The sequence below is a fragment of the Pleurocapsa sp. PCC 7319 genome (assembly GCF_000332195.1).
Classification (GTDB): domain Bacteria; phylum Cyanobacteriota; class Cyanobacteriia; order Cyanobacteriales; family Xenococcaceae; genus Waterburya.
The window spans coordinates 4875777-4896244 of sequence record NZ_KB235922.1; the positions used below are offsets into that span (position 1 = coordinate 4875777).

At 38.6% G+C, this 20468-nt stretch carries 24 protein-coding genes and 1 pseudogene; 12 read left to right on the plus strand and 13 right to left on the minus strand.

Going from position 1 to position 20468, the window contains the following annotated elements:
• The first annotated feature begins 117 nt into the window (after positions 1–117).
• The 4 genes from PLEUR7319_RS0126235 to PLEUR7319_RS0126250 all read left to right on the plus strand — a co-directional run bounded on the left by PLEUR7319_RS0126235 (position 118) and on the right by PLEUR7319_RS0126250 (position 3948).
• Positions 118–852 carry an SDR family oxidoreductase gene (locus PLEUR7319_RS0126235; RefSeq protein ID WP_019508208.1) on the plus strand — a complete coding sequence of 245 codons (735 nt, stop codon included), beginning with the start codon at positions 118–120 and terminating at the stop codon, positions 850–852.
• A gap of 64 nt (positions 853–916) precedes the next feature.
• Positions 917–1645, plus strand: a complete 729-nt coding sequence (folE, locus tag PLEUR7319_RS0126240) for a GTP cyclohydrolase I FolE (protein ID WP_019508209.1) — start codon at positions 917–919, stop codon at positions 1643–1645.
• 279 nt (positions 1646–1924) lie between these two features.
• Positions 1925–2482 (plus strand): flagellar protein FlaR, encoded by a 558-nt coding sequence (locus PLEUR7319_RS0126245; RefSeq protein WP_144054383.1) that lies wholly within the window; start codon positions 1925–1927, stop codon positions 2480–2482.
• Between the two features lie 80 nt (positions 2483–2562).
• Complete coding sequence (locus tag PLEUR7319_RS0126250) at positions 2563–3948, plus strand: Rieske 2Fe-2S domain-containing protein (protein WP_019508211.1); 1386 nt, start codon at positions 2563–2565, stop codon at positions 3946–3948.
• A gap of 60 nt (positions 3949–4008) precedes the next feature.
• Here PLEUR7319_RS0126250 and PLEUR7319_RS0126255 read toward each other — a convergent pair whose 3' ends face one another.
• Both PLEUR7319_RS0126255 and recR read right to left on the minus strand, forming a co-directional pair.
• On the minus strand, positions 4009–4611 hold the full coding sequence (locus PLEUR7319_RS0126255) for a peroxiredoxin (RefSeq protein WP_026102792.1): 603 nt from the start codon (positions 4609–4611) through the stop codon (positions 4009–4011).
• Between the two features lie 126 nt (positions 4612–4737).
• Positions 4738–5331: a recombination mediator RecR gene (recR, locus tag PLEUR7319_RS0126260; RefSeq protein WP_026102793.1), complete on the minus strand. Its 594-nt coding sequence runs from the start codon at positions 5329–5331 to the stop codon at positions 4738–4740.
• A gap of 339 nt (positions 5332–5670) precedes the next feature.
• Here recR and PLEUR7319_RS0126265 point away from each other — a divergent pair, with 339 nt between their 5' ends.
• Positions 5671–6624, plus strand: a complete 954-nt coding sequence (locus PLEUR7319_RS0126265; RefSeq protein ID WP_019508214.1) for a substrate-binding domain-containing protein — start codon at positions 5671–5673, stop codon at positions 6622–6624.
• A gap of 162 nt (positions 6625–6786) precedes the next feature.
• On the opposite strand, the gene PLEUR7319_RS0126270 is transcribed toward PLEUR7319_RS0126265, so the two are convergent.
• From PLEUR7319_RS0126270 to PLEUR7319_RS0126280, 3 genes are all read right to left on the minus strand, one after another.
• Positions 6787–7350, minus strand: a complete 564-nt coding sequence (locus PLEUR7319_RS0126270) for a PD40 domain-containing protein (protein ID WP_019508215.1) — start codon at positions 7348–7350, stop codon at positions 6787–6789.
• A complete protein-coding gene (locus tag PLEUR7319_RS0126275) occupies positions 7334–7633 on the minus strand; it encodes a LuxR C-terminal-related transcriptional regulator (protein ID WP_019508216.1) in 300 nt (99 codons plus the stop codon). Before PLEUR7319_RS0126275 ends, PLEUR7319_RS0126270 begins: the two co-directional genes overlap by 17 nt.
• A 530-nt stretch (positions 7634–8163) precedes the next feature.
• Complete coding sequence (locus PLEUR7319_RS0126280; RefSeq protein WP_019508217.1) at positions 8164–8331, minus strand: NblA/ycf18 family protein; 168 nt, start codon at positions 8329–8331, stop codon at positions 8164–8166.
• A gap of 293 nt (positions 8332–8624) precedes the next feature.
• On the opposite strand from PLEUR7319_RS0126280, the gene PLEUR7319_RS0126285 reads away from it, so the two are divergent.
• Together PLEUR7319_RS0126285 and PLEUR7319_RS0126290 are read left to right on the plus strand one after the other, a co-directional pair.
• Complete coding sequence (locus tag PLEUR7319_RS0126285) at positions 8625–9224, plus strand: phycobiliprotein lyase (protein WP_019508218.1); 600 nt, start codon at positions 8625–8627, stop codon at positions 9222–9224.
• Between the two features lie 157 nt (positions 9225–9381).
• On the plus strand, positions 9382–10137 hold the full coding sequence (locus PLEUR7319_RS0126290; protein WP_019508219.1) for a phycobilisome rod-core linker polypeptide: 756 nt from the start codon (positions 9382–9384) through the stop codon (positions 10135–10137).
• A gap of 171 nt (positions 10138–10308) precedes the next feature.
• Here PLEUR7319_RS0126290 and PLEUR7319_RS0126295 read toward each other — a convergent pair whose 3' ends face one another.
• A complete protein-coding gene (locus tag PLEUR7319_RS0126295; protein WP_026102794.1) occupies positions 10309–11235 on the minus strand; it encodes an RluA family pseudouridine synthase in 927 nt (308 codons plus the stop codon).
• Between the two features lie 225 nt (positions 11236–11460).
• Between PLEUR7319_RS0126295 and PLEUR7319_RS0126300 the strand changes: the two genes are divergently transcribed.
• From PLEUR7319_RS0126300 to PLEUR7319_RS42880, 4 genes and pseudogenes are all read left to right on the plus strand, one after another.
• Positions 11461–12168, plus strand: coding sequence for a Mo-dependent nitrogenase C-terminal domain-containing protein (locus PLEUR7319_RS0126300; RefSeq protein ID WP_019508221.1), 708 nt, complete (start codon positions 11461–11463; stop codon positions 12166–12168).
• A gap of 29 nt (positions 12169–12197) precedes the next feature.
• Positions 12198–13202, plus strand: a complete 1005-nt coding sequence (obgE, locus tag PLEUR7319_RS0126305) for a GTPase ObgE (RefSeq protein WP_019508222.1) — start codon at positions 12198–12200, stop codon at positions 13200–13202.
• Positions 13203–13369: 167 nt separating this feature from the next.
• Positions 13370–13594: a hypothetical protein gene (locus tag PLEUR7319_RS0126310; protein ID WP_019508223.1), complete on the plus strand. Its 225-nt coding sequence runs from the start codon at positions 13370–13372 to the stop codon at positions 13592–13594.
• Positions 13591–13854: pseudogene (locus tag PLEUR7319_RS42880) on the plus strand (Txe/YoeB family addiction module toxin). The gene PLEUR7319_RS0126310 and the pseudogene PLEUR7319_RS42880 overlap by 4 nt, the downstream one beginning before the upstream one ends.
• Positions 13855–13905: 51 nt before the next feature.
• Here the strand turns inward: PLEUR7319_RS42880 and PLEUR7319_RS0126315 are convergent.
• From PLEUR7319_RS0126315 to PLEUR7319_RS0126350, 7 genes are all read right to left on the minus strand, one after another.
• The gene (locus PLEUR7319_RS0126315; RefSeq protein WP_144054384.1) at positions 13906–14379 is read right to left on the minus strand and encodes a hypothetical protein; all 474 of its coding nucleotides are present in this window, start codon (positions 14377–14379) and stop codon (positions 13906–13908) included.
• The gene (locus PLEUR7319_RS36775; RefSeq protein WP_019508225.1) at positions 14369–14713 is read right to left on the minus strand and encodes a hypothetical protein; all 345 of its coding nucleotides are present in this window, start codon (positions 14711–14713) and stop codon (positions 14369–14371) included. Before PLEUR7319_RS36775 ends, PLEUR7319_RS0126315 begins: the two co-directional genes overlap by 11 nt.
• 69 nt (positions 14714–14782) lie before the next feature.
• Complete coding sequence (locus PLEUR7319_RS0126325; protein ID WP_019508226.1) at positions 14783–15244, minus strand: hypothetical protein; 462 nt, start codon at positions 15242–15244, stop codon at positions 14783–14785.
• 537 nt (positions 15245–15781) lie between these two features.
• Positions 15782–17362: a gamma-glutamyltransferase family protein gene (locus PLEUR7319_RS0126335; protein ID WP_019508228.1), complete on the minus strand. Its 1581-nt coding sequence runs from the start codon at positions 17360–17362 to the stop codon at positions 15782–15784.
• A 27-nt stretch (positions 17363–17389) separates the two neighbouring features.
• Positions 17390–18565: an amidase gene (locus tag PLEUR7319_RS0126340; protein WP_019508229.1), complete on the minus strand. Its 1176-nt coding sequence runs from the start codon at positions 18563–18565 to the stop codon at positions 17390–17392.
• A gap of 10 nt (positions 18566–18575) precedes the next feature.
• Positions 18576–18977, minus strand: a complete 402-nt coding sequence (locus tag PLEUR7319_RS0126345; protein WP_019508230.1) for a PIN domain-containing protein — start codon at positions 18975–18977, stop codon at positions 18576–18578.
• Positions 18964–19176, minus strand: coding sequence for a type II toxin-antitoxin system VapB family antitoxin (locus PLEUR7319_RS0126350; protein ID WP_019508231.1), 213 nt, complete (start codon positions 19174–19176; stop codon positions 18964–18966). The genes PLEUR7319_RS0126345 and PLEUR7319_RS0126350 overlap by 14 nt, the downstream gene beginning before the upstream one ends.
• A gap of 391 nt (positions 19177–19567) precedes the next feature.
• On the opposite strand from PLEUR7319_RS0126350, the gene PLEUR7319_RS0126355 reads away from it, so the two are divergent.
• Positions 19568–20455 (plus strand): NAD(P)-dependent oxidoreductase, encoded by an 888-nt coding sequence (locus PLEUR7319_RS0126355; protein WP_019508232.1) that lies wholly within the window; start codon positions 19568–19570, stop codon positions 20453–20455.
• Positions 20456–20468: the final 13 nt, after the last annotated feature.

Sequence of the window (20468 nt, forward strand, 5' to 3'; positions counted from 1 at the left end):
GCTATTGATGAGTAATAGAGCAAGTCACGAGAATCCAGTTTCTCGACTGAATTCTAAACTTCCCTTGTTCATTGCATTTGTTTAATCAGTTAGCTTGGCAAATCATAATAAACAATAATGAATCCATCCCCAAATCAACTACGAGCAATTGTGACAGGTGCAAGTAGTGGAATCGGTAGAGCAACGGCTCTAGCTTTTGCCAAGTCTGGCATTGAGCTTGCTTTAGTGAGTCGCTCCGCGGTTAAGTTGAAAACCGTAGCTGATGAAGTGCAAGCTTTAGGTACTCATGTCAAGGTAAATATTTATCCGATAGATCTAGCAGTAACTGATCAAGTAAAGCAAAAAATTACTGGTATTTGGGAGCATTTTGGTCCTGTGGATATTTTGGTCAATAATGCAGGAATGGGATATACCAACTCTATATATGATACGACCTTAGACGATTGGCAAAAAATATTAAATCTCAATCTGACTAGTGTTTTTCAGTGCATACAGGGAGTTTTGCCTCAGATGCGCGATCGCCAACGAGGGACAATCATCAATGTCGCTTCTATTGCCGCTTTTAACGCTTTTCCTGACTGGGGTGCATATAGTGTGAGTAAAGCAGCTTTAGTTGCTTTAAGCAAGACCTTATCAGTAGAAGAGAGAAGTAATGGTATTCGTACGGTGACTATCTCTCCAGGTTCGGTTAACACCCCCATTTGGGACACGGAAACCGTACAAGCAGATTTTAATCGGGAAGCAATGTTGACACCAGAAATTGTCGCCCAATCAATACTCCATACAGCTTTACTACCTCATCAAGCGGTAGTGGAAGAGATGATCGTTATGCCCAGTGGAGGGGCTTTATAGAAAACGTTTATCACTAAATTTTGTAGTAGCAAGAGGACAGAGTTTTACTCACAAAAATAATATTATGACAACAGTTTCTTCTAACGGTTCTATTCGTTCTGAATCTTTAAATAACAATGGTTCTAATCCTTTGAAAGCCAACTTACTAGAACAAGTCACCAGCAGACCAGATCGCAATACCCACAATGGTCAAGCTGCTCAAATAAAGGCAACCTCTGAAGCTGCCAAAGAGCAGATGATGCAGGCTGTTTACACTATGTTAGAGTCGGTAGGCGAAGATCCAGAGCGAGAAGGATTACTGAAGACTCCCAAGCGAGTTGCCGAGGCGATGCAATATCTAACTAGTGGCTACAATCAGTCTCTCGAAGAACTGGTTAATGGAGCTATCTTCGACGAAGGACATAACGAGATGGTACTGGTTAGAGATATCAACTTCTTTAGTCTCTGCGAACACCATATGTTGCCCTTTATGGGTAGAGCACACGTTGCTTATATTCCTAACCAAAAAGTGGTTGGCTTAAGTAAACTCGCCCGTATCGTTGAGATGTATGCCCGTCGTCTACAAGTTCAAGAACGTCTGACTCGTCAAATTGCTGAAGCAGTTCAAGAAATATTAGATCCTCAGGGAGTTGCTGTTGTTATGGAAGCGACTCATATGTGTATGTCGATGCGTGGGGTACAAAAACCTGGTTCTTGGACAGTAACTAGTGCTATGTTAGGTGTTTTCCAAGATGATCAGAAAACTCGCGAAGAATATCTCAATCTGATTCGTCATCAACCTAACTTTGTGTGATGGCTAGATGCTAAATACAGTAATCCTAACTAAATATTGATGGTGAGTAAATAATGCTCACCATTTTTTGCGACTAAATTTTTCAGTTAAGAGTCATCCAAGAAAAAAGTCATCCAATAATAGCATTCCTTGGCGAATTGTTCCACGGTTCCATCCCAATTCCCGCTCTGCTTGGCTTTATTTGTTGGAGTATTCTAAGGCGATCGGCGATCGCTAGCTGGGGAGAATCAAATCAAATAAGTTATAATTATATTACATTGTCCAAACTAAATAGAATAGGTGACTTTTGCCTATATATTTGAACGGAAGAAGGTTTCATCTATGGGTGGAAAAATTATGATTATTGGTAATGCTGGAGGTGGTAAATCTACATTAGCCAAACAATTAAGCAAAGCCAAAAATCTCCCTCTTTATCGTCTTGATATTTTGCAGTGGAATTCAGGATGGATACCGACCCCACAAGAAGAGTTTGACCGTCGGCACCAAAAATTAATTTCTCAAGATACCTGGATTATTGATGGATTTGCATCATGGGAATCAATTGAAAAACGTTGTGCAGCAGCAGACACAATCATCCTAGTAGATCATCCATTATGGATTCATTATTGGTGGGCAATAAAACGACAATTTATGTGTTTATTTCGTCCTCGACCAGATTTTGTTGAGGGATGTCCCATGTTACCGATGACAGGTAAACTACTTGAGATGATTTGGTTAATTCATACTCAAACCAAACCAAAATTGATTGAGCTTATTAACTCTTATCAAGAAACAAAGTGGATTTATCATGTCAAATCACCACGAGAGCTAAAGCAACTCGTTAATGAACATTGCTAAATGGACGCATATATTGACATAAACAAAAGTCTTTATGTAACAATTATTTACAAGACTAAATAATTGTAAATATGTAAGGCATGACCATAACAACCGATAGTCCAACTAAAGCAAGCTTGTTGCCTGGAGGTAGTGATCCAACTGTTTTCGATCCACAAGAAGCATGGTATCCGATTTACTATGTGGAAGATTTAAATAAGGGTAAACTCAGTCGATTTACTTTGCTAGAAAAAGATTTAGTCATCTGGTGGGATAAGTCTGCAGATACTTGGCAGGTATTTGAAGATCAATGTCCTCATCGCCTTGCACCCTTAAGCGAAGGTAGAGTAAACGAGGAGGGGTTATTAGAATGTCCCTATCATGGCTGGGCATTTTCGGGGATTGGCGACTGTGAAGTGATTCCTCAGCAGCAATCAGGAAGACAGGCTCATACTTCTGCGAGAGCTTGTGTTAGATCTTATCCAACAGCGATCGCTCAAGGATTATTATTTGTATATCCTGGAGTTAAAGAAAATGCGGCTCAAACTCCTGTACCGATTATCGAACCAATGGAGGAAGAGTCTGAAGATTGGGTTTGCTTAAATATCTTCCGCGATCTTCCTTATGATGCATTAACTTTATTAGAAAATGTAATTGACGCTAGCCATATTCCCTATACCCACCACAAAACTGTTGGTAATCGTTCTAATGTTGCTCCTGTAGAATTAGAAGTTACTGAATCTGGCAAACAGGGCTTTAAAGGAGTGTGGCAGGAGGGTCCACGTAAAGGTCAGTTAGGCACACAATACACATCTTTTAATGCTCCTTGTCTAATCTGGCACGATCTGACATCTAAACAGTTTGGTCGCACTCTGACTGCAGTTTACGCTACTCCCATTCGCAAGGGTCAATGTCGTTTATTTGCTCGTTTTCCTTTTAAATTTTCTTCTCCTTTACCTCGCTTTTTTATTAAACTTACTCCTCAATGGTATTCCCACATTAATCAAAATGGAGTGTTAGAAGACGATCAGATTTTCTTACATCATCAGGAGCGTTATTTAGCCGCTTCAGGTGGTGGAGAAAATTATAGTAAAGCTTTTTATCTTTCTACCAAAGCAGATTTATATGTCTCAGAATTACGTCAGTGGGTCAATTTGTATCATGCCGATCCTTTCCCCAACCAGGAATTTTCCCTTGCTTTATCTAAGGAACAATTACTAGACCGCTATCATTCCCACACTAAAAATTGTGTGGCTTGTAGTCAGGCTTTGAATACAATTAAAAAGATTAAGGTAGTTGCGATCGCAATAGTAATTTTAATCTGGGCAGCTATTCCCGTAGCATCTTTATTAACCACTATTTCCTCTTTCTGGATAGTAGCCAGTTTATCTGGAACCCTGCTGATTTCTGGTCTTACTTGGTGGCAACTCCATCAACTAGAGCAGAAATTCTATCAAGGTCAAGAAATCCCACCTCGAAACTTATAGCCATTCCAATTGAGGGGCGAAATTCCCCTCGACATTATTCTCTGATGACAAAATTAATTCCTAACTAACAGAAGAGAAGTAAACTTTGGATTTCACTGGGTCGGGGTTCATTGTTTTGTCTCCTTCTTGCCATCCTGCTGGACAAACTTCATCGGGGTTTGCCTGTACGTGCTGAATTGCTTTGAGGGTACGTAGAGTTTCATCTACGCTGCGTCCAAAGGAAAGGTTGTTAATAGTTGAGTGTTGAATTATGCCTTCTTTATCAATGATAAATAACCCACGTAATGCTACGCCCGCATCAGGATCGAGAACGTTATAAGCAATACTAATTTCTTTTTTGATGTCAGAAATTAGAGGATATTCAATGTCGCCAATACCACCTTCTTTACGGTCGGTTTGCATCCAAGCTAAGTGGGAAAATTCGCTATCTACGGATACGCCTAAAATTTCGGTATTCAGAGCCTCAAACTCTTCAAAGCGATCGCTAAAAGCAATAATTTCAGTTGGACAGACAAAAGTGAAGTCCAAAGGATAGAAGAAAAACACAACGTACTTACCGCGATAATCAGATAATTTAACGGTTTTAAATTCTTGATCGAAAACAGCTGTAGCTGTAAATTCAGGGGCTTCTTGACCTACTCTCAAACATCCTTCTGTAGTCATAATTTTAGTCTCCTCAAATGCCATGCAGGTTTAGTTGACAGTTTAAATAATTTTTAAGAATCTTAATCAATATATCATAGTCATAATGGTCATGAGTTCGGAGTTTCCAGGTTTTGAGACTGAATTTTAATCTAGTTCTCTTCTACCTTCTAAAGCTCTGGCTAGGGTTACTTCGTCGGCATATTCTAAGTCGCCTCCCATGGGTAAACCAAAGGCAATTCTCGTTACTTTAGTAAAAGGTCTAAGTAATCCATTGATATATAAGGTAGTAGTTTCTCCTTCAACACTGGGACTGATCGCCAAGATAACTTCCTTGATTTGCTCTTTAGTAACTCTGCGTACTAAAGCTTCAATATTCAATTGTTCTGGTCCGATACCATCCATTGGTGAGATTACTCCACCCAAAACATGATATAAACCTCTGTATTCTCGGGTTTTTTCCAGAGCAATAGTATCCCGGGAATCGGCTACTACACAAACAGTAGCGCGATCGCGATTTTTATTGCTACAAATAGAACATATAGGTTCAGCGGAAAGATGAAAACAGACTTTGCATAAACCTACCTGTTGTTTGGCCGCAACTAAAGCCTGAGCTAAGGCTTGAACCTCTTTTTCTGGACGTTTGATCAAATGAAGGGCTAATCTCTGAGCGGTTTTGGGACCTACTCCTGGTAAAAGCTGCAACTGCTCAATTAAACGAGCTAAAGGAGGCGTATAAATGGCTTGCTCCTGACATTATTCTGAGTTTAGGTTTAGGAGGATTCATTATATCAAATCGATCTCTGGTAACTAATTAAAGCTGATAAATAAAGCTTTTGCCTATTTGCAGACCACTTAATTCTATGCTCTCAGCTATTAATAAGCCTCTTGTTTTAACAACAAATTAATCAATACATAAGCTTAAATTGGCAAAATTAAACATTAAAATATAATAAACTCGATCAAAAATTCTCTGGCATATTTTGATAGCCAAGCTAGAATAATTAGCAATATTTTGATATTTATTAGGTTTAATTTATCCGCTCGAACTTCATTATTATCATAATTGCATAAGTGCCAATGCCCCAGAAAAATGATACTTTACCTTTGATTTTAGCTTTGATATCAACTATTTTAGTTATGGCTGTTGGTTTTTTATGGCTGAAAAAAATCAACAATTCAAATATCAGTAATAATACTGGCAATACTAATAGTAGCCTTCCAGAATCTTCTAGTACAAATTCTCAGGCTAACTCTAAGTCCACGTCAACTCCATCTTCTGCTGGAACCACTTTTACGGCACCAAATATTGTCCCTCAGGGAACTGCAATCGCTATTAATGGTTCGACTAGTCTGGTACAAACTAATCAGGCACTCAAAAAAAGCTTTCAAAGACAATTTCCGGGGACAGCAGTAATTACTAATGCAGAAGGCAGTGAAACCGGCATCAAAATGTTAAAGACTGGGGATATCGATCTGGCTGCAATTTCTCGCCCCCTAAATGACTCAGAACAAGTACAAGGTTTAGTGGCAGTGCCGATTGTCAAAGATGCGATCGCCGTGTTTGTTGGCGTTAACAATCCTTTTCGTCGTGGCCTAACTAATAACCAAGTAGTAGATATTTTTCAAGGAAATCTGACTAATTGGTCACAACTAGGAGGAAAAAATCAAACCATTAGAGTGCTGAATCGTCCCCAAATTAGCGGTACTCGTCAAGTATTTCAAACACAAGTCTTGCCAGAGGGGAATTTTGATACTGGTTCTAACTTTATTACTATGGAGCGAGATGCTACTACTCCAATTATCAGAGCCTTAGGAACGGACGGCATCAGCTATGCCACCTACGCTCAAGTGGCTAATCAACAAACTGTACGAATAATTGCAATTGATGGTTTAACTCCAGAAGCCAATAACTATCCCTATCAAAGAGTTTTATACTATGCTTACCGAGAACCTGCTAGTCTTGAAGTTGAGGCCTTTTTGGGTTATGCGCTATCATCTCAAGGACAGAAAGCAATTTCCAATCATAATTAATTAATCAGGTTTTTTTCTCAATATCTCTATCTTTGCGCTCCCAAAATTTATTGAGTCTAATCACATATATCTCAGTAATATAGTGACTCCCCAGGTATTAATTAGGTTTTAGAAATCCTAGAAAATATTCAGGCGAGATGTCTAATTATCTTAAGCTCTATATTATTCGGCATCTAACGGATTAGACAAGTTATTCGGTAAAGACAAATCTATTCCTAAGCCGCGATCGTATATTTCAATATCCCATTGTCCTGAGCGATTTCCCTCAAAAGCAACAAAGCGTCCGTTTCCACTAATACTGGGATGACGAACTTCGCCGATAAAATTGTTAGTCAAATTAGTGCTTTTGGCAGCTAGACGATCATAGAGAAAAATATCTGTTTTACCTAATTGCTCTGAGACATAAACTATATAGCGTCCATCTGCACTTATATCAGCCTGAGATTGCATACTACCTGCTTGATTTAACCCAGGCAAAGGTATGAGACGACGACTTCGCAGGTCATACAGCAAGACACTTCTTTGTGAATTGCGATCGCTAGTGTAAATTAGATAACGACCATCATGAGAAAAGTTAGATGATCCTTCCGCAGATGAAGAATTAAGCGTAGCATTGATTATCTGGGTCTGAGGAGTAATAAAACCAGAATTCTGACAGCTAGTCAATCCAAACAATATGGTCGTTAAGACTAATTTATTGAATATGGTTTCAAGACACCATTCCATTTATTTCATTACGGTTTATGCTTTGACTAGCTTCTGGTAAAGGACAACAGTTAACGTTATCAATGCATACCTTACCCCATTGCAATGACCAACGCACTAACTCTACACGATTGCCAGTACCAGTTTTTTTGAGAATATTACTGATGTGATTGTCAACAGTTCTTTTGCTAATCTCTAGTTCTTGGGCAATTTTGTGATTACTTAAACCAGTTACCACTAACTCAACAATTTCTAGCTCTCGCGTCGATAACAGCGTTTTCTGACTGAGCTTCTCAGTTTCCATATGTATTACTTAGTACATTTACTTACTACCTTAATTTATTTTAGAAGGTAATGTTTGTGCTTAAATACCGTTTAACTCATAAATAAACTATTATTTAACAATTGGTAAATGAACTGGGTAACTCTTACTAAATATAGGTTTATATTCTATACAATTGGTTACTGACCAATATGTTGACTTCAATATTAATTTTTACTTCTATTATTTTTCTTAATTCTTTTTTTAGCTATCGGAAACAATTATTTGTCAATATACCAACAATTTTGACCTACTAATTATGCTCACTCAATCAAAATTTAAGACGTGAAACCGATTGTTTAAATAAATCTATTGTAGGTGCGAAGCGTTAGACTCTCAAGTCACATTACTAAACATTTTGACTATTGTCATTCCCAGGTCTCTAAGTCGCACTATCATTCCAGGAAGATTATTTTTGATCTTTAATAATCTCGATTAATTATGACAGCACACTTCACACTACATAGTTAATCTATAGTTAATCTATATTGACTATTTATTCATTATCGCATCTAGGCATTTTTGAGTAGATGTTTGACCAAATTGTCTTTGACCATCATCTGACGAAACATTTCCAACAAATATTCCTGAGCTTGCTCTTTACTAAGGTCTTGTACCTGTTCTTTGAGTACTTTTAATTTAAATTGCTGTTCAAGGCTTAATTGACCTGATAAATCCATGGGTTTTACTCCTTAATCGAGAACATAACCAAACCTGAAAAACATTTTTCTGCTTGGCTTTTACTTGATTTTTCATCAATTTAGCACCCACACTATAGGATGTCTACAATGTCAAGTATTAATTAATTAAAGCAACAAAAAGTTATAAAATACTTATGGTAAAAAGCTATTTTTGGTGTATTTTGATGCGGAAAAAAATTTAAAATCGACTAGATGCCAGAATAAAGCGGTAGCAGTCAATAAAATATCGATATATTGATAATGCAGGTTATAAACAGAAAATTTTGCTGACCATGAACAAGATTAAAGATGCCAAAGATTTTTTTCAGCGGAGTGCAGGAAGATGGAAATCGCAACGCACAACTCATCATCTCCCATTTAGAAGAGCTGAGAGTGGAGGGTCAGATATCAATGTGGAATTTCTGAATTCAGATGACGAAAAAATAGCCGCTATTTGTCAAATGCACGATGTAGATCCTCAAATAGCGATCGGAGGAGCCTTTGTTAGTTGGGATGGTTCCATGGCCTGGGATAAAGAAAACGAAGACCACAAAGGAACTACCGTGTTTGCTCTTATTCCTGACAAGGACAATCCCAGAAAAGGGAAACTTTTGAGGGAACGAGGCTATGCCGAAATAGTTCCAGTGGCAGGAGAGTATGACATGGATGAAGAGGACGGATTAGTCTTAGTCACCGAATATGACACTATGAGTATCATTGAGCGTTTCTGGTTTGTTAATCCTGATTTACGCCTGCGAAGTAGTACCGTCAAAAGATTTGGTGGATTTAATACCGCTACATTCTGTACAGAATCTCGTGTAACAGAAACAAATGTAATGGTAAATCAGCCAGAAGATAGCAATCTTAAAGCTTTTGCTATTTCGGGTTGGTAAATTGCCCTTATTTTGCTATTTTTTCAAAAATTAAGTTAGCAAGAATTAACTATTGATTCTGTAATATTTTGTTACTGTTATTTATTCCCAACCCCTAACTACCGTATGATTGGGACTAAGATTTTTAATATACTGCACAATAGACGGAGGTTTTGACTTGTCTATTCCCTTATTGGGCTATAAGCCTAGCTCCCAGAATGTTCGTGTCTCAGGATACGATATTGGGGGAGATGACCAACCCAAGATTTATTCAGCAGAGAACTTGCTTTCTTTGACTGAAATGAATGATTTGATTGAAGCGGCATACCGTCAAATCTTTTTCCATGCTTTCCGCTCGGATCGTGAAAGATTCCTTGAGTCTCAATTGCGTAATGGTCAAATTACCGTTCGTGATTTTATTCGGGGACTTTTATTGTCTGAAACTTTTAAAAATAGCTTCTACGAGAAAAACAGCAACTATCGCTTTGTTGAGCAATGTGTCCAAAGAGTTTTGGGACGCGATGTATATAACGAAAGAGAAAAAATTGCTTGGTCTATTAAAGTAGCTACCAAAGGAATTGAAGGATTCATTGACGAACTGTTAGACAGTGAAGAATATATGGATAGCTTTGGTTACGACACTGTACCTTACCAGCGTCGTCGGGTGCTTGCCAGTCGCGATCAAGGCGAACGTCCTTTTAATATTACTTCTCCTCGTTATGGCGAATACTATCGCGCCATTTTGGGTTTCCCCCAAATTATCTGGCAAAGCGAAGTGCGTCGCTATACTCCCCAAGAGAGCAAACCGAAAGCAGGAAGTCCTTCTCTCTATTTAAATATGGCTCGCAGTCTACCTAATAGAGCCAATACTCCTAGCTCAACCTCTGCGACCAATATCATCGACTACATGAATAAGGTTCCTTATCGTAAGTAAAACTACTTAGGTCAGTATCAGAAAAATGTTTGATTAGCTGAGTTTACTAGGTTTGTTATCGCAGGCTCCTAAGAGGGAGTTGTAAATTAGCAGAATGGTTTTATCAAAAATTATGTTGTTAATTTATGACATCCCTCTTTTTGCTGGTAGCTACAATCTATTGGCTTATGATTAATTAACTCGGTTGCGTAAGACTTGTACTAATTTAGTAAATTCAGTAGGTAAAGGTGCGATCGCCTGAATTAATTCACCCGAAATTGGATGTAGCAAAGATAATTGTTTTGCATGAAGAGCCTGACCAGATAAATTAACTTTTAAAGAACGATGAGAGCCATAGGTCGTATCTCCTAACAAGGGATGTCCTTGATGACTACAGTGGACTCTAATTTGATGAGTACGTCCTGTTTCTAGCAAAAATTGCATCAAACTATAGTTACCAATTCTTTCCAAGATTTGCCAGTGAGTAACAGCTTCTCTGCCACCTTTTTCTAAGGGAATAACTGCCATTTTTTGACGGTCGCCTCTATGACGACCAATAGGTAAATCAATTTTTCCTATTGCCTTTGGGAAAGTACCGTAGACTATCCCCCAGTATTCTCTGCGAGCAGTTTTAGCTTTAATTTGTGCCTGTAAGTTTTGATGAGCGCGATCGCTTTTGGCAGCGACAATTGCGCCAGTGGTATTCTTATCTAGACGATGGACAATACCTGGTCGTTCCACACCACCAATTCCAGCTAAAGAGTCGCAATGATAAAGTAAAGCGTGAACTAAAGTACCCGAATAATGTCCTGGTGCTGGATGGACAACCATGCCGGCGGGTTTATTAACGATAATTAGATGCTCATCTTCATACAGAATGTCTAAAGGGATATTTTCTGGAGTTAAATCTAGTTTTTCTGGCTCAGGGATAATTATTCTGAGAAGATCTCCAGGGACAACCTTGATTTTTTTAGTGGAACATACTTGATGATTTAACTCAACATTGCCATCTTCAATTAATTTCTGAATCCGAGAACGAGAAAGATCGGTTAGCTGATCCGATAGCCAACGATCTAGGCGATCGCTTTTTCCTGATACCTGTAATTTGAACTCTTGAATAATAGTTTAGCGAAAAAATACTACAGTCCTTAATTGTAAAGAGTTTTGTCCCTAGATTTAGTTATTATGTGAGATGGCACAAAATTAATATCACGGTTAACTTAATGTATTAGCTTAACTATAATTATAGTAAGCACGTCGATAAGAGATGCTCTTAAATTCAGAGCCTTTCTCACCGTTAATATTACCTAAAAGCATCTTTGTAGCCTATAAAAATTATTACTGATGACTACTATTACTAAATCAGCCTATAGCGATCGCCAAATCACTGCTTGGCTAAGGGGACTATACACTATCGCCCTCGCAGATGGATTTTACGCCCCAGAAGAGCAAGATCTAATTGCCCAGCTTACCCAGGATTTAGCCGATCTCGACGGTGTTGACAACTTAGAAGCAATTACAGCAGAAGAATTAGCCGCCAATCTTGGCAAAGAACCAGAAACCGCTGAGAACTTCTTACGTACTGCGGTATTAGTCGCTGTTGCAGACGGAGTGTATTCTCCTCCTGAATACGAACTGATGCATCAATTTAGTACTGCTTTAGAAATCGAAGTTGAAGCCCTTAAATCTCTAGAAAATACACTCTACAAGCCAGAGGATGAAGAAGTTGAGGAGACTACTGCTGGTGCAGCTTCCCCCCTTACTCCTCCGCCACAAAAATTAAAATCCAGCGTCGATGTTCTTTATCCTGTAAAGGATTGGCTTGATGGAATGGAAGTCAAAGATCCTCGCCTGGCTCGTTTTGTTTGTAAAGTGATTCCCCCTCAATGTCCTTTCGAGCGTGATATTAATCTTTTTGGACGCACAATCGCTCATATCCCTCCTCTCTGTAAACTTAATCCTCTTTATGAGCAATTTACAACTTTGCGTTTTCGTTCACTGTCTTATCTAGCTGATGAATGTGGCGAAGATGTTACCAAGTTTATTCAATAGCTCAGTAATTCCCGATTCAAAATTTCTAAATGCAATTTATCGATCTAGCAGAGATAGAAGTAGTAGCAGGCAAAGGTGGCGATGGTATGGTTGCCTTTCGGCGAGAAAAATATGTACCTGCGGGAGGTCCCGCGGGAGGTAACGGCGGTTGGGGCGGTTCAGTTATTTTAGTAGCTTCAGACCGTCTACAAACTCTGCTAGATTTTCGCTATGCACGTATTTTTAAAGCAGAAAATGGTAAAAAAGGAGGTCCCAACAACTGTACAGGAGCGAAGGGGAGCGATCGCCTGATTGAAGTTCCCTGTGGCACTTTAGTTACTGATGTCGATACAGGAGAAATCATTGGAGATTTAACTAGCAACGGACAAACTCTTTGCGTTGCTCAAGGAGGAAAAGGAGGTTTAGGTAATAAACACTTTCTAAGCAACCGTAATCGCGCACCAGAACACGCTCTCCCTGGATTAGAGGGAGAAGCTCGACGCTTACTCCTAGAATTAAAGCTCATTGCTGAGGTAGGCATTATTGGCTTACCTAATGCCGGAAAATCCACTTTAATTGCTTCTGTATCTTCCGCCCGCCCCAAAATTGCCAACTATCCCTTTACTACCCTCGTACCAAATTTAGGAGTAGTCAGGAAACCAACTGGAGATGGAACAGTATTTGCCGATATTCCAGGTTTAATTGCTGGTGCTTCTCAGGGAGTTGGCTTAGGTCACGAGTTTTTACGCCACATCGAACGTACTCGCGTCTTGCTACATTTAATTGATGTTACTGCTGAAGATCCGATTGCTGACTATCAAACAATTCAACAAGAGCTTGAAGCCTATGGTCAAGGATTAATAGCGCGACCACAAATTATTGCCTTGAATAAAATAGATGCAATGGACGAGGAAACCTTAGAACTTATTAGAGCTGAATTGCAAAATATTTCTCATCAACCTGTATATACTGTCTCCGCTGTCAGCCGTCAGGGATTAGACACTTTGATCCAAAAAATTTGGTCTATTTTAGATGCCCAAGAATTATCAGTCTAGTTTCTAATTGTGTTCTTGAACTTTGTTAAGCTCATCCTACGCATAAATAAGGTGAGCTTTCGCTTTTTTCCCCCATCGCTTTTTGTAATTATTATTTTGCTGCAAAGTTAAAATAATAAAAATGCATCATATAAGAAAGTAGATACACATAAACAATAAATAAAAAAATGCAAACGGTATATCGTTTAAAAGCCAGCGAGTTAGATGATCGCTTTTTAGAAGGATTGAAAGCAACTTATAAAGATAAGGAGATCGAAATTATCGTTTGTGAGATAGATGAAACTGAATATTTATTAAAATCTGAAGCTAATAAGCAAAGACTAATGCAAGCTGTAGAAAATGTTGATAAGCGTACTAACTTGATTGAAGTGAACTTAGAAGATCTTGAATGAGCAGAAAAATAGTCTTTGAATCCTCTGCTTTTGCAGATTTTAATAGTTGGGCTAAACTGGACAAAAAAATTTAGCGCAAAATAGTAACACTAATTAAAGATATTGCTCGCTTTCCTTTCTCTGATCTAGGAAAACTAGAAGCATTAAAACATAATTTTAGTGGTTATTGGTCAAGAAGAATTAATGATGAACATCGGTTAGTTTATAAAGTAACTAACGAAGAAATAATTATAGTTGCTTGTAAATATCACTATGGCTAAAAATTACAAGTAGCTCCAACAAAAAAACGTCTATATAGAATGGTAAAAAAATTAAAGCTGGATTGGTTGATCTATCATTTTGTATAGTTTAGCTAATTCATCCATGCCTTCTTGCCAGAAATCAGTACCTCTGTTTTTATTATCTTGAATTGGTAAAGGTTGCCAATTATCACAATCAAAAGTTAGCTCTGGAAAGTATTTCTTAGGTAACTTATGATCTAAGCTCATGCCCCATTTTCTTTTCCAGTCATCGTAGGAAGGGTATCTGATATCTCCAATTATTAAGTGGCGACATGCATACAAAGAATACAGCACTGAAGCTCTTCCGTATTCCGTACCAATACTACCATTAACTATAAAATCGTCTAAGTCTGCTTTTCTGGCAAAAGATGTATCTGAAACGCTATATTCAGCTTTTTTTCTATATCCATCAAAGTATGTATCTTTGTAGCGGTATTCAAAACAGAACACCTTTGACAGTTCATCTAGAATAGGTTCCCATCCAGGATATATACTAATTTTCACTGGCAATTGCACGTAGTGCCTCCCATTCTGGATCTGGTGTATCAATTAATCTTTTGAGACTATCTAAAACAGCATAAAGATTACCACTCAATTCAGCCTTTTCTACTTCTTTTATCGCTTTCTTGGCTACATAAGCAGAAAGGCTAATAGTATTGTCATTGTCATGTTGAACTGTTTGCAAGATGTTCCAGGAGTTTATAACATTATCCCAACCTCTATTCTTATAGCCCTTGGAACGTAATTCTTTTTTTTCTTCATTATTAAAGTACTTAAATCTTTGGGAATTGCGGTCTTGTGCATCCCAATAACTTAATCCTGCAAATTGTCTTGCCATAAAAATCTCCTTATTTATGCTTAAAAAATCTCCTTATTTATGCTTATCTTAATCTAGAGATACACTTAATTAAGATCGATGATTTCTTGATTTATATTCTTGCTCAAATGCTTTACCAATTTTTGCAGCTTTATTAATTGCATAACGTGCTTTGCTTTTTTCTTGATTGATTTTTTCGTGAGCAGTGTCGATAGATACTGCATTCATAGAAGCAAGCATCTTATCATCATCTTTTGTAGCTTTTCCATATAGTCTTTTAAAAGAATTGATTATTTCACTCTTTGACCAGTTAGTTAAACTACCAATTTTTGCATTTAAGCCAAAGTTTTCCCTATTTAATTTTTTGTTGACATCTGCTCTTTCATTCCGTTCGGCAAATATCTTGACTAAAGTTTCAACAGGAAGCATTATCTCTTTATTGGCTATCAATGTTTCCAATTGCTCCTTTTTTAATGCCTTAAGATTAGAAAGTCTCAACAGGGGATATTGCTCTAGTATAGTTTTTTCTAATTCCTCTCGCTTCAGCTTCATTTCTTGTATCTATAGTATTTAAGTGTATTTGTAAGTTAATATACTTGTATGGTTATTGACTGTGATAGCGATCATCTTAACTATGATGATTGAATAATAATTTTATAAAAACTGAAAACTTGAGATCACACCTGTTTTATTGAAATTAAAGCACGATAAAATTAAACTTCCTAGGCTTCTCCTGCACAATTATGGTTTTATCTTTAAAACTAGAATTAAAATCAAATTACTGTATATTAGTTACTAATTCAGAAACTAAAGAACAAAAAGAAGTGACTCTTGGTTTTATACAAAAAATAACCAAGAACTCTTTATCAGTTCTAGGTCAATATAAATACTAGGAACTAATTATTGATGCAGAAAAGTACTGGAATAGTATAAAGGTATTCAAACCAGAACTGGAAAAGAGAGTATATAAATAATTGTGCAAGGTTTATGAAAAGCTTGAAATGTCCTTTCAAAAAGACTATTGACATAAATTATTTTACAGTCTTTGTAGCTATTTCTGACACTTGCTTTCTTCATTTTTGATAAATACTAAGGTATCTCTACGGTTAATGCCGCACCGTCACTACGAGGATCTGTTGCGGTTTCTAAAGAACCGTCAGGGGCAATAATGATTCCCCCTGCATGACCCATCATTTCGTTATTGCTGCTCACAGTTGCGACATCGTGTCCCAATGCAGACAGAGCTGCGCCTACTTTGTCAGCAAGATTTTGTTCTAACTTCAAATTATGGCTGATATCACCCCAAGTGCGACCTAATAACCAACGGTCTTGGGCGATCGCCTGAGCTAATGGCAATCCATCGTAGATGTGGCGAGTAAACAATGCTGCTTGAGTTTGCGGTTGACCGTCTCCACTCATAGTACCGTAGACAAAGCGACGACCATCGTTGAGCAGAGCAAATGCTGGGTTAAGAGTATGAAAAGGTTTTAATTTGGGAGCGAGACTATTGTGATGATTTGGGTCGAGAGAAAAGCTTAGACCACGATTATTCCATAACAAACCTAGCTCAGATATTACTAGACCAGAACCAAATTCCCAATAGATGCTTTGAATAAAAGATACTATTGCACCATCTCGATCTAATGCACCCATCCAGACGGTATCTCCTAGTTGAGATGGATAAGGCCTGGGCAATGCTTGCCCAGGGTCAATGTTATCTGCTAACTGGTCAAGATACTTATTAGTTAATAATTTTGACCAGTCTTCTGCCAGACGACTAGGATCGGTAACAAAGCGATCGCGAATTTTAAAGGCTTGTTTAGTACATTCCAATAAATGGTGAATTCTTTCTAGCTCGTTCCAGTCACTTTGATAGACTCGATTGTATAGTGCCAGAATAATTAATGAAGCAATACCTTGAGTGGGTGCTGAAGTATTAAACAACTGACCTTGACTAATCTTGACGTTTAATGGCTCCACCACTTCAGCGTGAAAATTATGGAGATCTGACAATTGAATCGGACTACCAGCTTGAGATAGGCTTTCGGCGATCGCCTGTGCCGTTTCACCACGATAAAAATCGTCTAAACCTTTGGCAGCTAGAGTACTGAGTAACTGGGCTAATGGTCTATTAGTTAGAATTTCACCAGCTTGCAAACTTTTCCCTTGAGGAAGATAAACTGAAGCAAAACTGCTGATATCTTTTAAATCAGTAATAGTTTTTTCTGAAGCCAACTGCAAACTTTTACTAACGCTAATCCCCTTGTGTGCCAGTTCCGTCGCTGGGTTTAAAAGTCTAGTAAGAGGCAAGTTATCACTGAATTTTGCATCTACTTGACGAGCTTTGAGCCAACCGCCGATAGTGCCAGCCACAGTTAGTGCTGCCCTAGCACCACGAGTAGGAATACTCTGCAAACCTTGTTGGTGATACCAATCAATATTTGCTTTTGTGGCAGCGTAACCAGAGGCATCGATCGCTACAGTTTTTTTACCAGGATAATGAATTATCCAAAAACTGTCCCCACCCAAGCTGTTCATATGAGGATAAACCACGGCTATAGTTGCTGCTGCTGCCACCATAGCATCTACCGCACTGCCACCCTCTTTTAGGATAGCAAGACCAACCTCAGAGGCTTGATAATGAGGAGCTGTAAAAGCAACTGTTGGCATGGTAACGATACATTCGGTAGATTTAGCTTAAAGTTTAAAGATTTTATCTAGTTTGTGAACGCAGGTTAATAAGGATCTGTCACAACTAGAACGTGCTAGCAGCGATACTCCCCAAGGAGCTTGTTCACTTTCTAAGTATGGCAGATTAATTTGTGGTGACTCCGTTAAACCTGCTGGAGCAGTTAGACCAAGCAGACGATTACGGTACTTTAACTGCGCCGATGCTGACATATCCAGTAGTGGTGCGGCTCCTGGTGTAGTAGGAATAATTAGCACATGATTATCGCTAGGTAAAACATGACTATGCCAAAAGTTAACAAATTCTTGAGCTGAAATTTCTGCTTGTTCTTCATCAATTTCTCTGAGACTTTTACACCAGGTAAAGCGATCGCTAATATCAGAGGCGAAGTTAGGCTGTTGCTGTTCAATCCACGGACCATGAACGCGCCAAATTTCTCGACCCTGTAAGACTCGAAAAGCAGCACTCGCTTTGGTCAATTGTTCATCACTCAGATCAATATATTTAACGGATAAAAACTGACTTGTCAGAGCCTTTAATAACTGCTGTCGAGCTTGTTTCCAAGATTCTACGCCTTCGATATTACAGACCACCAGGTGAGATAAACTGCTTTCGGTACTTGCCGGCAAGAGTACTTCAGCAACTTGTTTCATGGTAGGAAGATCGCGGGTTAACCAGCCAACAGTATCAAAGCGTGGTGATAGAGCTACCAGATGCTTGCAGCTTATTGCACCATGACTGGGACGAAAACCGTAAAGACCATTGTAACTAGCGGGTACACGGATCGAGCCACCGGTATCTGTTCCTAAACCGATATCAATACTGCCATTAGCCACCGCCACTGCTGAGCCGCTGCTGGAACCACCAGGAATGCGGTTTGGTGCTTTTGGGTTTGTCGGTGTGCCATAGTGCTGATTTAATCCTTCGAGACTATAAGCTAGTTCATCAGTAAGGGTTTTGCCTAGCAAAGTTGCTCCTGCTTGCAAAAGAGCAGAAACAACTGGTGAAGTGACATCTGCTGGCTGATGATGGCTGGAAAGCCATTCAGGATTACCCGCTCCAGTAGGTATTCCAGCAATATGAAACAGGTCTTTAACTCCCAAACGCAAACCACTCAAGCTGCCCTGAGCATTTTTTGAAGGAGGGTCGCAAATGTAGACAAACTCTGGGCTTTTAACAGTCATCAATAGTAATTTATAATTCCAATCTGTTTTGTTTAAGAACAGTGTACTGAGCGATTTGTTCAAAATTGCGATCGCAATGATACAAAAGCAAATTATTTTCCATAGCGCATAAAGCGATCGCGCAATCAATATTACTGCGAACTGTAATTCCTTTACGTCTTAATTCAAAGTAAAGTCTGGCTGCATTGAACCAAATTTGGGAATAATCTGGAACAACATATCGCTGTACTGATAAATACTGATACAATTTTTGCCATTCTGCTTCATCTTTGCAACCTTGAAGGAGTTCCATTTGACAAAAAATAGGCAAATAATATTGGCGCTCGCCGATTTTACTTTGAAAATTTGCTTTGGCATTACCAGATTTATCTGGTAGAACATTAATCCATACTGAAGTATCAATCAACAACATAGCGATTAGCTCTCACTGTATCCGTACTGAATCCTTCAGTAAATTCAATCTGTCCAGCTAAATCTAATAAATCTTTTGGCGATCGCGATTTAATCAATTCTTTGAGAGCAAAATTTACTAATTCCTTTTTAGTTCTGATTCCTGTTAAGGCGAAAGCCTTTTCTACCAGCTGATCGTCTAACTCAATATTAGTTCTCATAATTATTTGCTGTGAGTATAATACACATGATTATATGTTATTTACACACAAGCGTTTCATCAGCTATCAGCTATCAGCCAATTAGAAGGGGCTTTAACCCTCCCTAATTGTAGACAACCCTATAGGTTGGAGCCTTAAACTCAATAGCTTAAAGCTTTTTAAGGTAAGCAGAATAATTTATAAAACCATACTATTAAGCTGTTTCTCTATTCCCTGTTCCCTGTTCTCTTGTTGTAGGCATTTTATATTTAATTACACCCACTTACTTAAAAAATTGAGTTTCTTGCAAGAGAATTGAGACGAAAAAATAGCTTAAAGCTTATGGCTTAGAACTTAGAACTAAAAACAGTATTATCATCAGATTTATACTCTAAATCAGCAATAACAAAAAATGACCAAACAAGTAGCTTTTTTAGGATTAGGCTTAATGGGTGGGGCAATGGCGGCTAATCTGGCGCGTCATGGGTATCAAGTAAAGGCTTGGAATCGAACAAGCGATCGCCCTGAAGTAACTGTCGCCCAAGAGGGGGGGGCAACTATAGTAGATTCAATTCAAGCAGCCGTAAAAGATGTAGAGATTGTCTTTAGCTGTGTGGGGGATGTTCCCGATGTGGAAGAAGTTTTGTTAGGTCAAGCAGGGGTGGTTCAATATGCTCAACCAAATACTTTAATTATAGATATGAGTACCATCGGTAGTGATGCAGCCAAGAAAATTGGTCAAGAATTACAACAGCAGCAATTAAGGTTTATGGATGCGCCGGTATCTGGGGGTGATATCGGTGCCAAAAATGGCACGTTAACCATTATGGTTGGTGGAAGCGATGCTGACTTTACTGAGTGTAAACCTCTGTTGGCAGCTATGGGAAAAAATATTACTCTTTGTGGCGAGATTGGCAGTGGTCAGGGAGTAAAAATGTGTAATCAGATTCTTTGTTCGCTATATATGGTAGGACTGTGCGAGGCAATGCAGCTAGCTAAGCAACAGGGGATAGATCCTCAGTTAATAGTGGAGGTTTGTGGTACGGGGGCAGCAGGTTCCTGGGCTTTGTCTAATCTAGGTGAAAAGATTATTAACGATGATTACGCGCCAGGCTTTGCGATTAAGCACATTGTTAAAGATTTACGGTTAGTTCAGGAAATCAATCAAACTTCAGGAGATAATCTCCCTGGTACCGAATTAGCCGATCGCCTGTTTAAAACAGTTCAAGCAATGGATAACGGACAGGGCAAAGAACAAGGAACACAAGCTATGATTCGTGCCTATAAACAGAGTATTTAGTACTTAGTAATCA

Excerpts from the sequence above, each read along its gene's own strand:
- PLEUR7319_RS0126265 (WP_019508214.1), top strand. The coding sequence starts at position 5,671 with ATGCCCCAGAAAAATGATACTTTACCTTTGATTTTAGCTTTGATATCA.
- PLEUR7319_RS0126310 (WP_019508223.1), top strand. The coding sequence starts at position 13,370 with ATGCAAACGGTATATCGTTTAAAAGCCAGCGAGTTAGATGATCGCTTT.
- PLEUR7319_RS0126250 (WP_019508211.1), top strand. The coding sequence starts at position 2,563 with ATGACCATAACAACCGATAGTCCAACTAAAGCAAGCTTGTTGCCTGGA.
- PLEUR7319_RS0126280 (WP_019508217.1), bottom strand. The coding sequence starts at position 8,331 with ATGGATTTATCAGGTCAATTAAGCCTTGAACAGCAATTTAAATTAAAA.
- PLEUR7319_RS0126335 (WP_019508228.1), bottom strand. The coding sequence starts at position 17,362 with ATGCCAACAGTTGCTTTTACAGCTCCTCATTATCAAGCCTCTGAGGTT.
- PLEUR7319_RS0126350 (WP_019508231.1), bottom strand. The coding sequence starts at position 19,176 with ATGAGAACTAATATTGAGTTAGACGATCAGCTGGTAGAAAAGGCTTTC.
- PLEUR7319_RS0126275 (WP_019508216.1), bottom strand. The coding sequence starts at position 7,633 with ATGGAAACTGAGAAGCTCAGTCAGAAAACGCTGTTATCGACGCGAGAG.
- PLEUR7319_RS0126285 (WP_019508218.1), top strand. The coding sequence starts at position 8,625 with ATGAACAAGATTAAAGATGCCAAAGATTTTTTTCAGCGGAGTGCAGGA.
- PLEUR7319_RS0126235 (WP_019508208.1), top strand. The coding sequence starts at position 118 with ATGAATCCATCCCCAAATCAACTACGAGCAATTGTGACAGGTGCAAGT.
- folE (WP_019508209.1), top strand. The coding sequence starts at position 917 with ATGACAACAGTTTCTTCTAACGGTTCTATTCGTTCTGAATCTTTAAAT.
- PLEUR7319_RS36775 (WP_019508225.1), bottom strand. The coding sequence starts at position 14,713 with ATGGCAAGACAATTTGCAGGATTAAGTTATTGGGATGCACAAGACCGC.
- obgE (WP_019508222.1), top strand. The coding sequence starts at position 12,198 with ATGCAATTTATCGATCTAGCAGAGATAGAAGTAGTAGCAGGCAAAGGT.
- PLEUR7319_RS0126325 (WP_019508226.1), bottom strand. The coding sequence starts at position 15,244 with ATGAAGCTGAAGCGAGAGGAATTAGAAAAAACTATACTAGAGCAATAT.
- PLEUR7319_RS0126340 (WP_019508229.1), bottom strand. The coding sequence starts at position 18,565 with ATGACTGTTAAAAGCCCAGAGTTTGTCTACATTTGCGACCCTCCTTCA.
- PLEUR7319_RS0126300 (WP_019508221.1), top strand. The coding sequence starts at position 11,461 with ATGACTACTATTACTAAATCAGCCTATAGCGATCGCCAAATCACTGCT.
- PLEUR7319_RS0126355 (WP_019508232.1), top strand. The coding sequence starts at position 19,568 with ATGACCAAACAAGTAGCTTTTTTAGGATTAGGCTTAATGGGTGGGGCA.
- PLEUR7319_RS0126255 (WP_026102792.1), bottom strand. The coding sequence starts at position 4,611 with ATGACTACAGAAGGATGTTTGAGAGTAGGTCAAGAAGCCCCTGAATTT.
- PLEUR7319_RS0126270 (WP_019508215.1), bottom strand. The coding sequence starts at position 7,350 with ATGGAATGGTGTCTTGAAACCATATTCAATAAATTAGTCTTAACGACC.
- PLEUR7319_RS0126345 (WP_019508230.1), bottom strand. The coding sequence starts at position 18,977 with ATGTTGTTGATTGATACTTCAGTATGGATTAATGTTCTACCAGATAAA.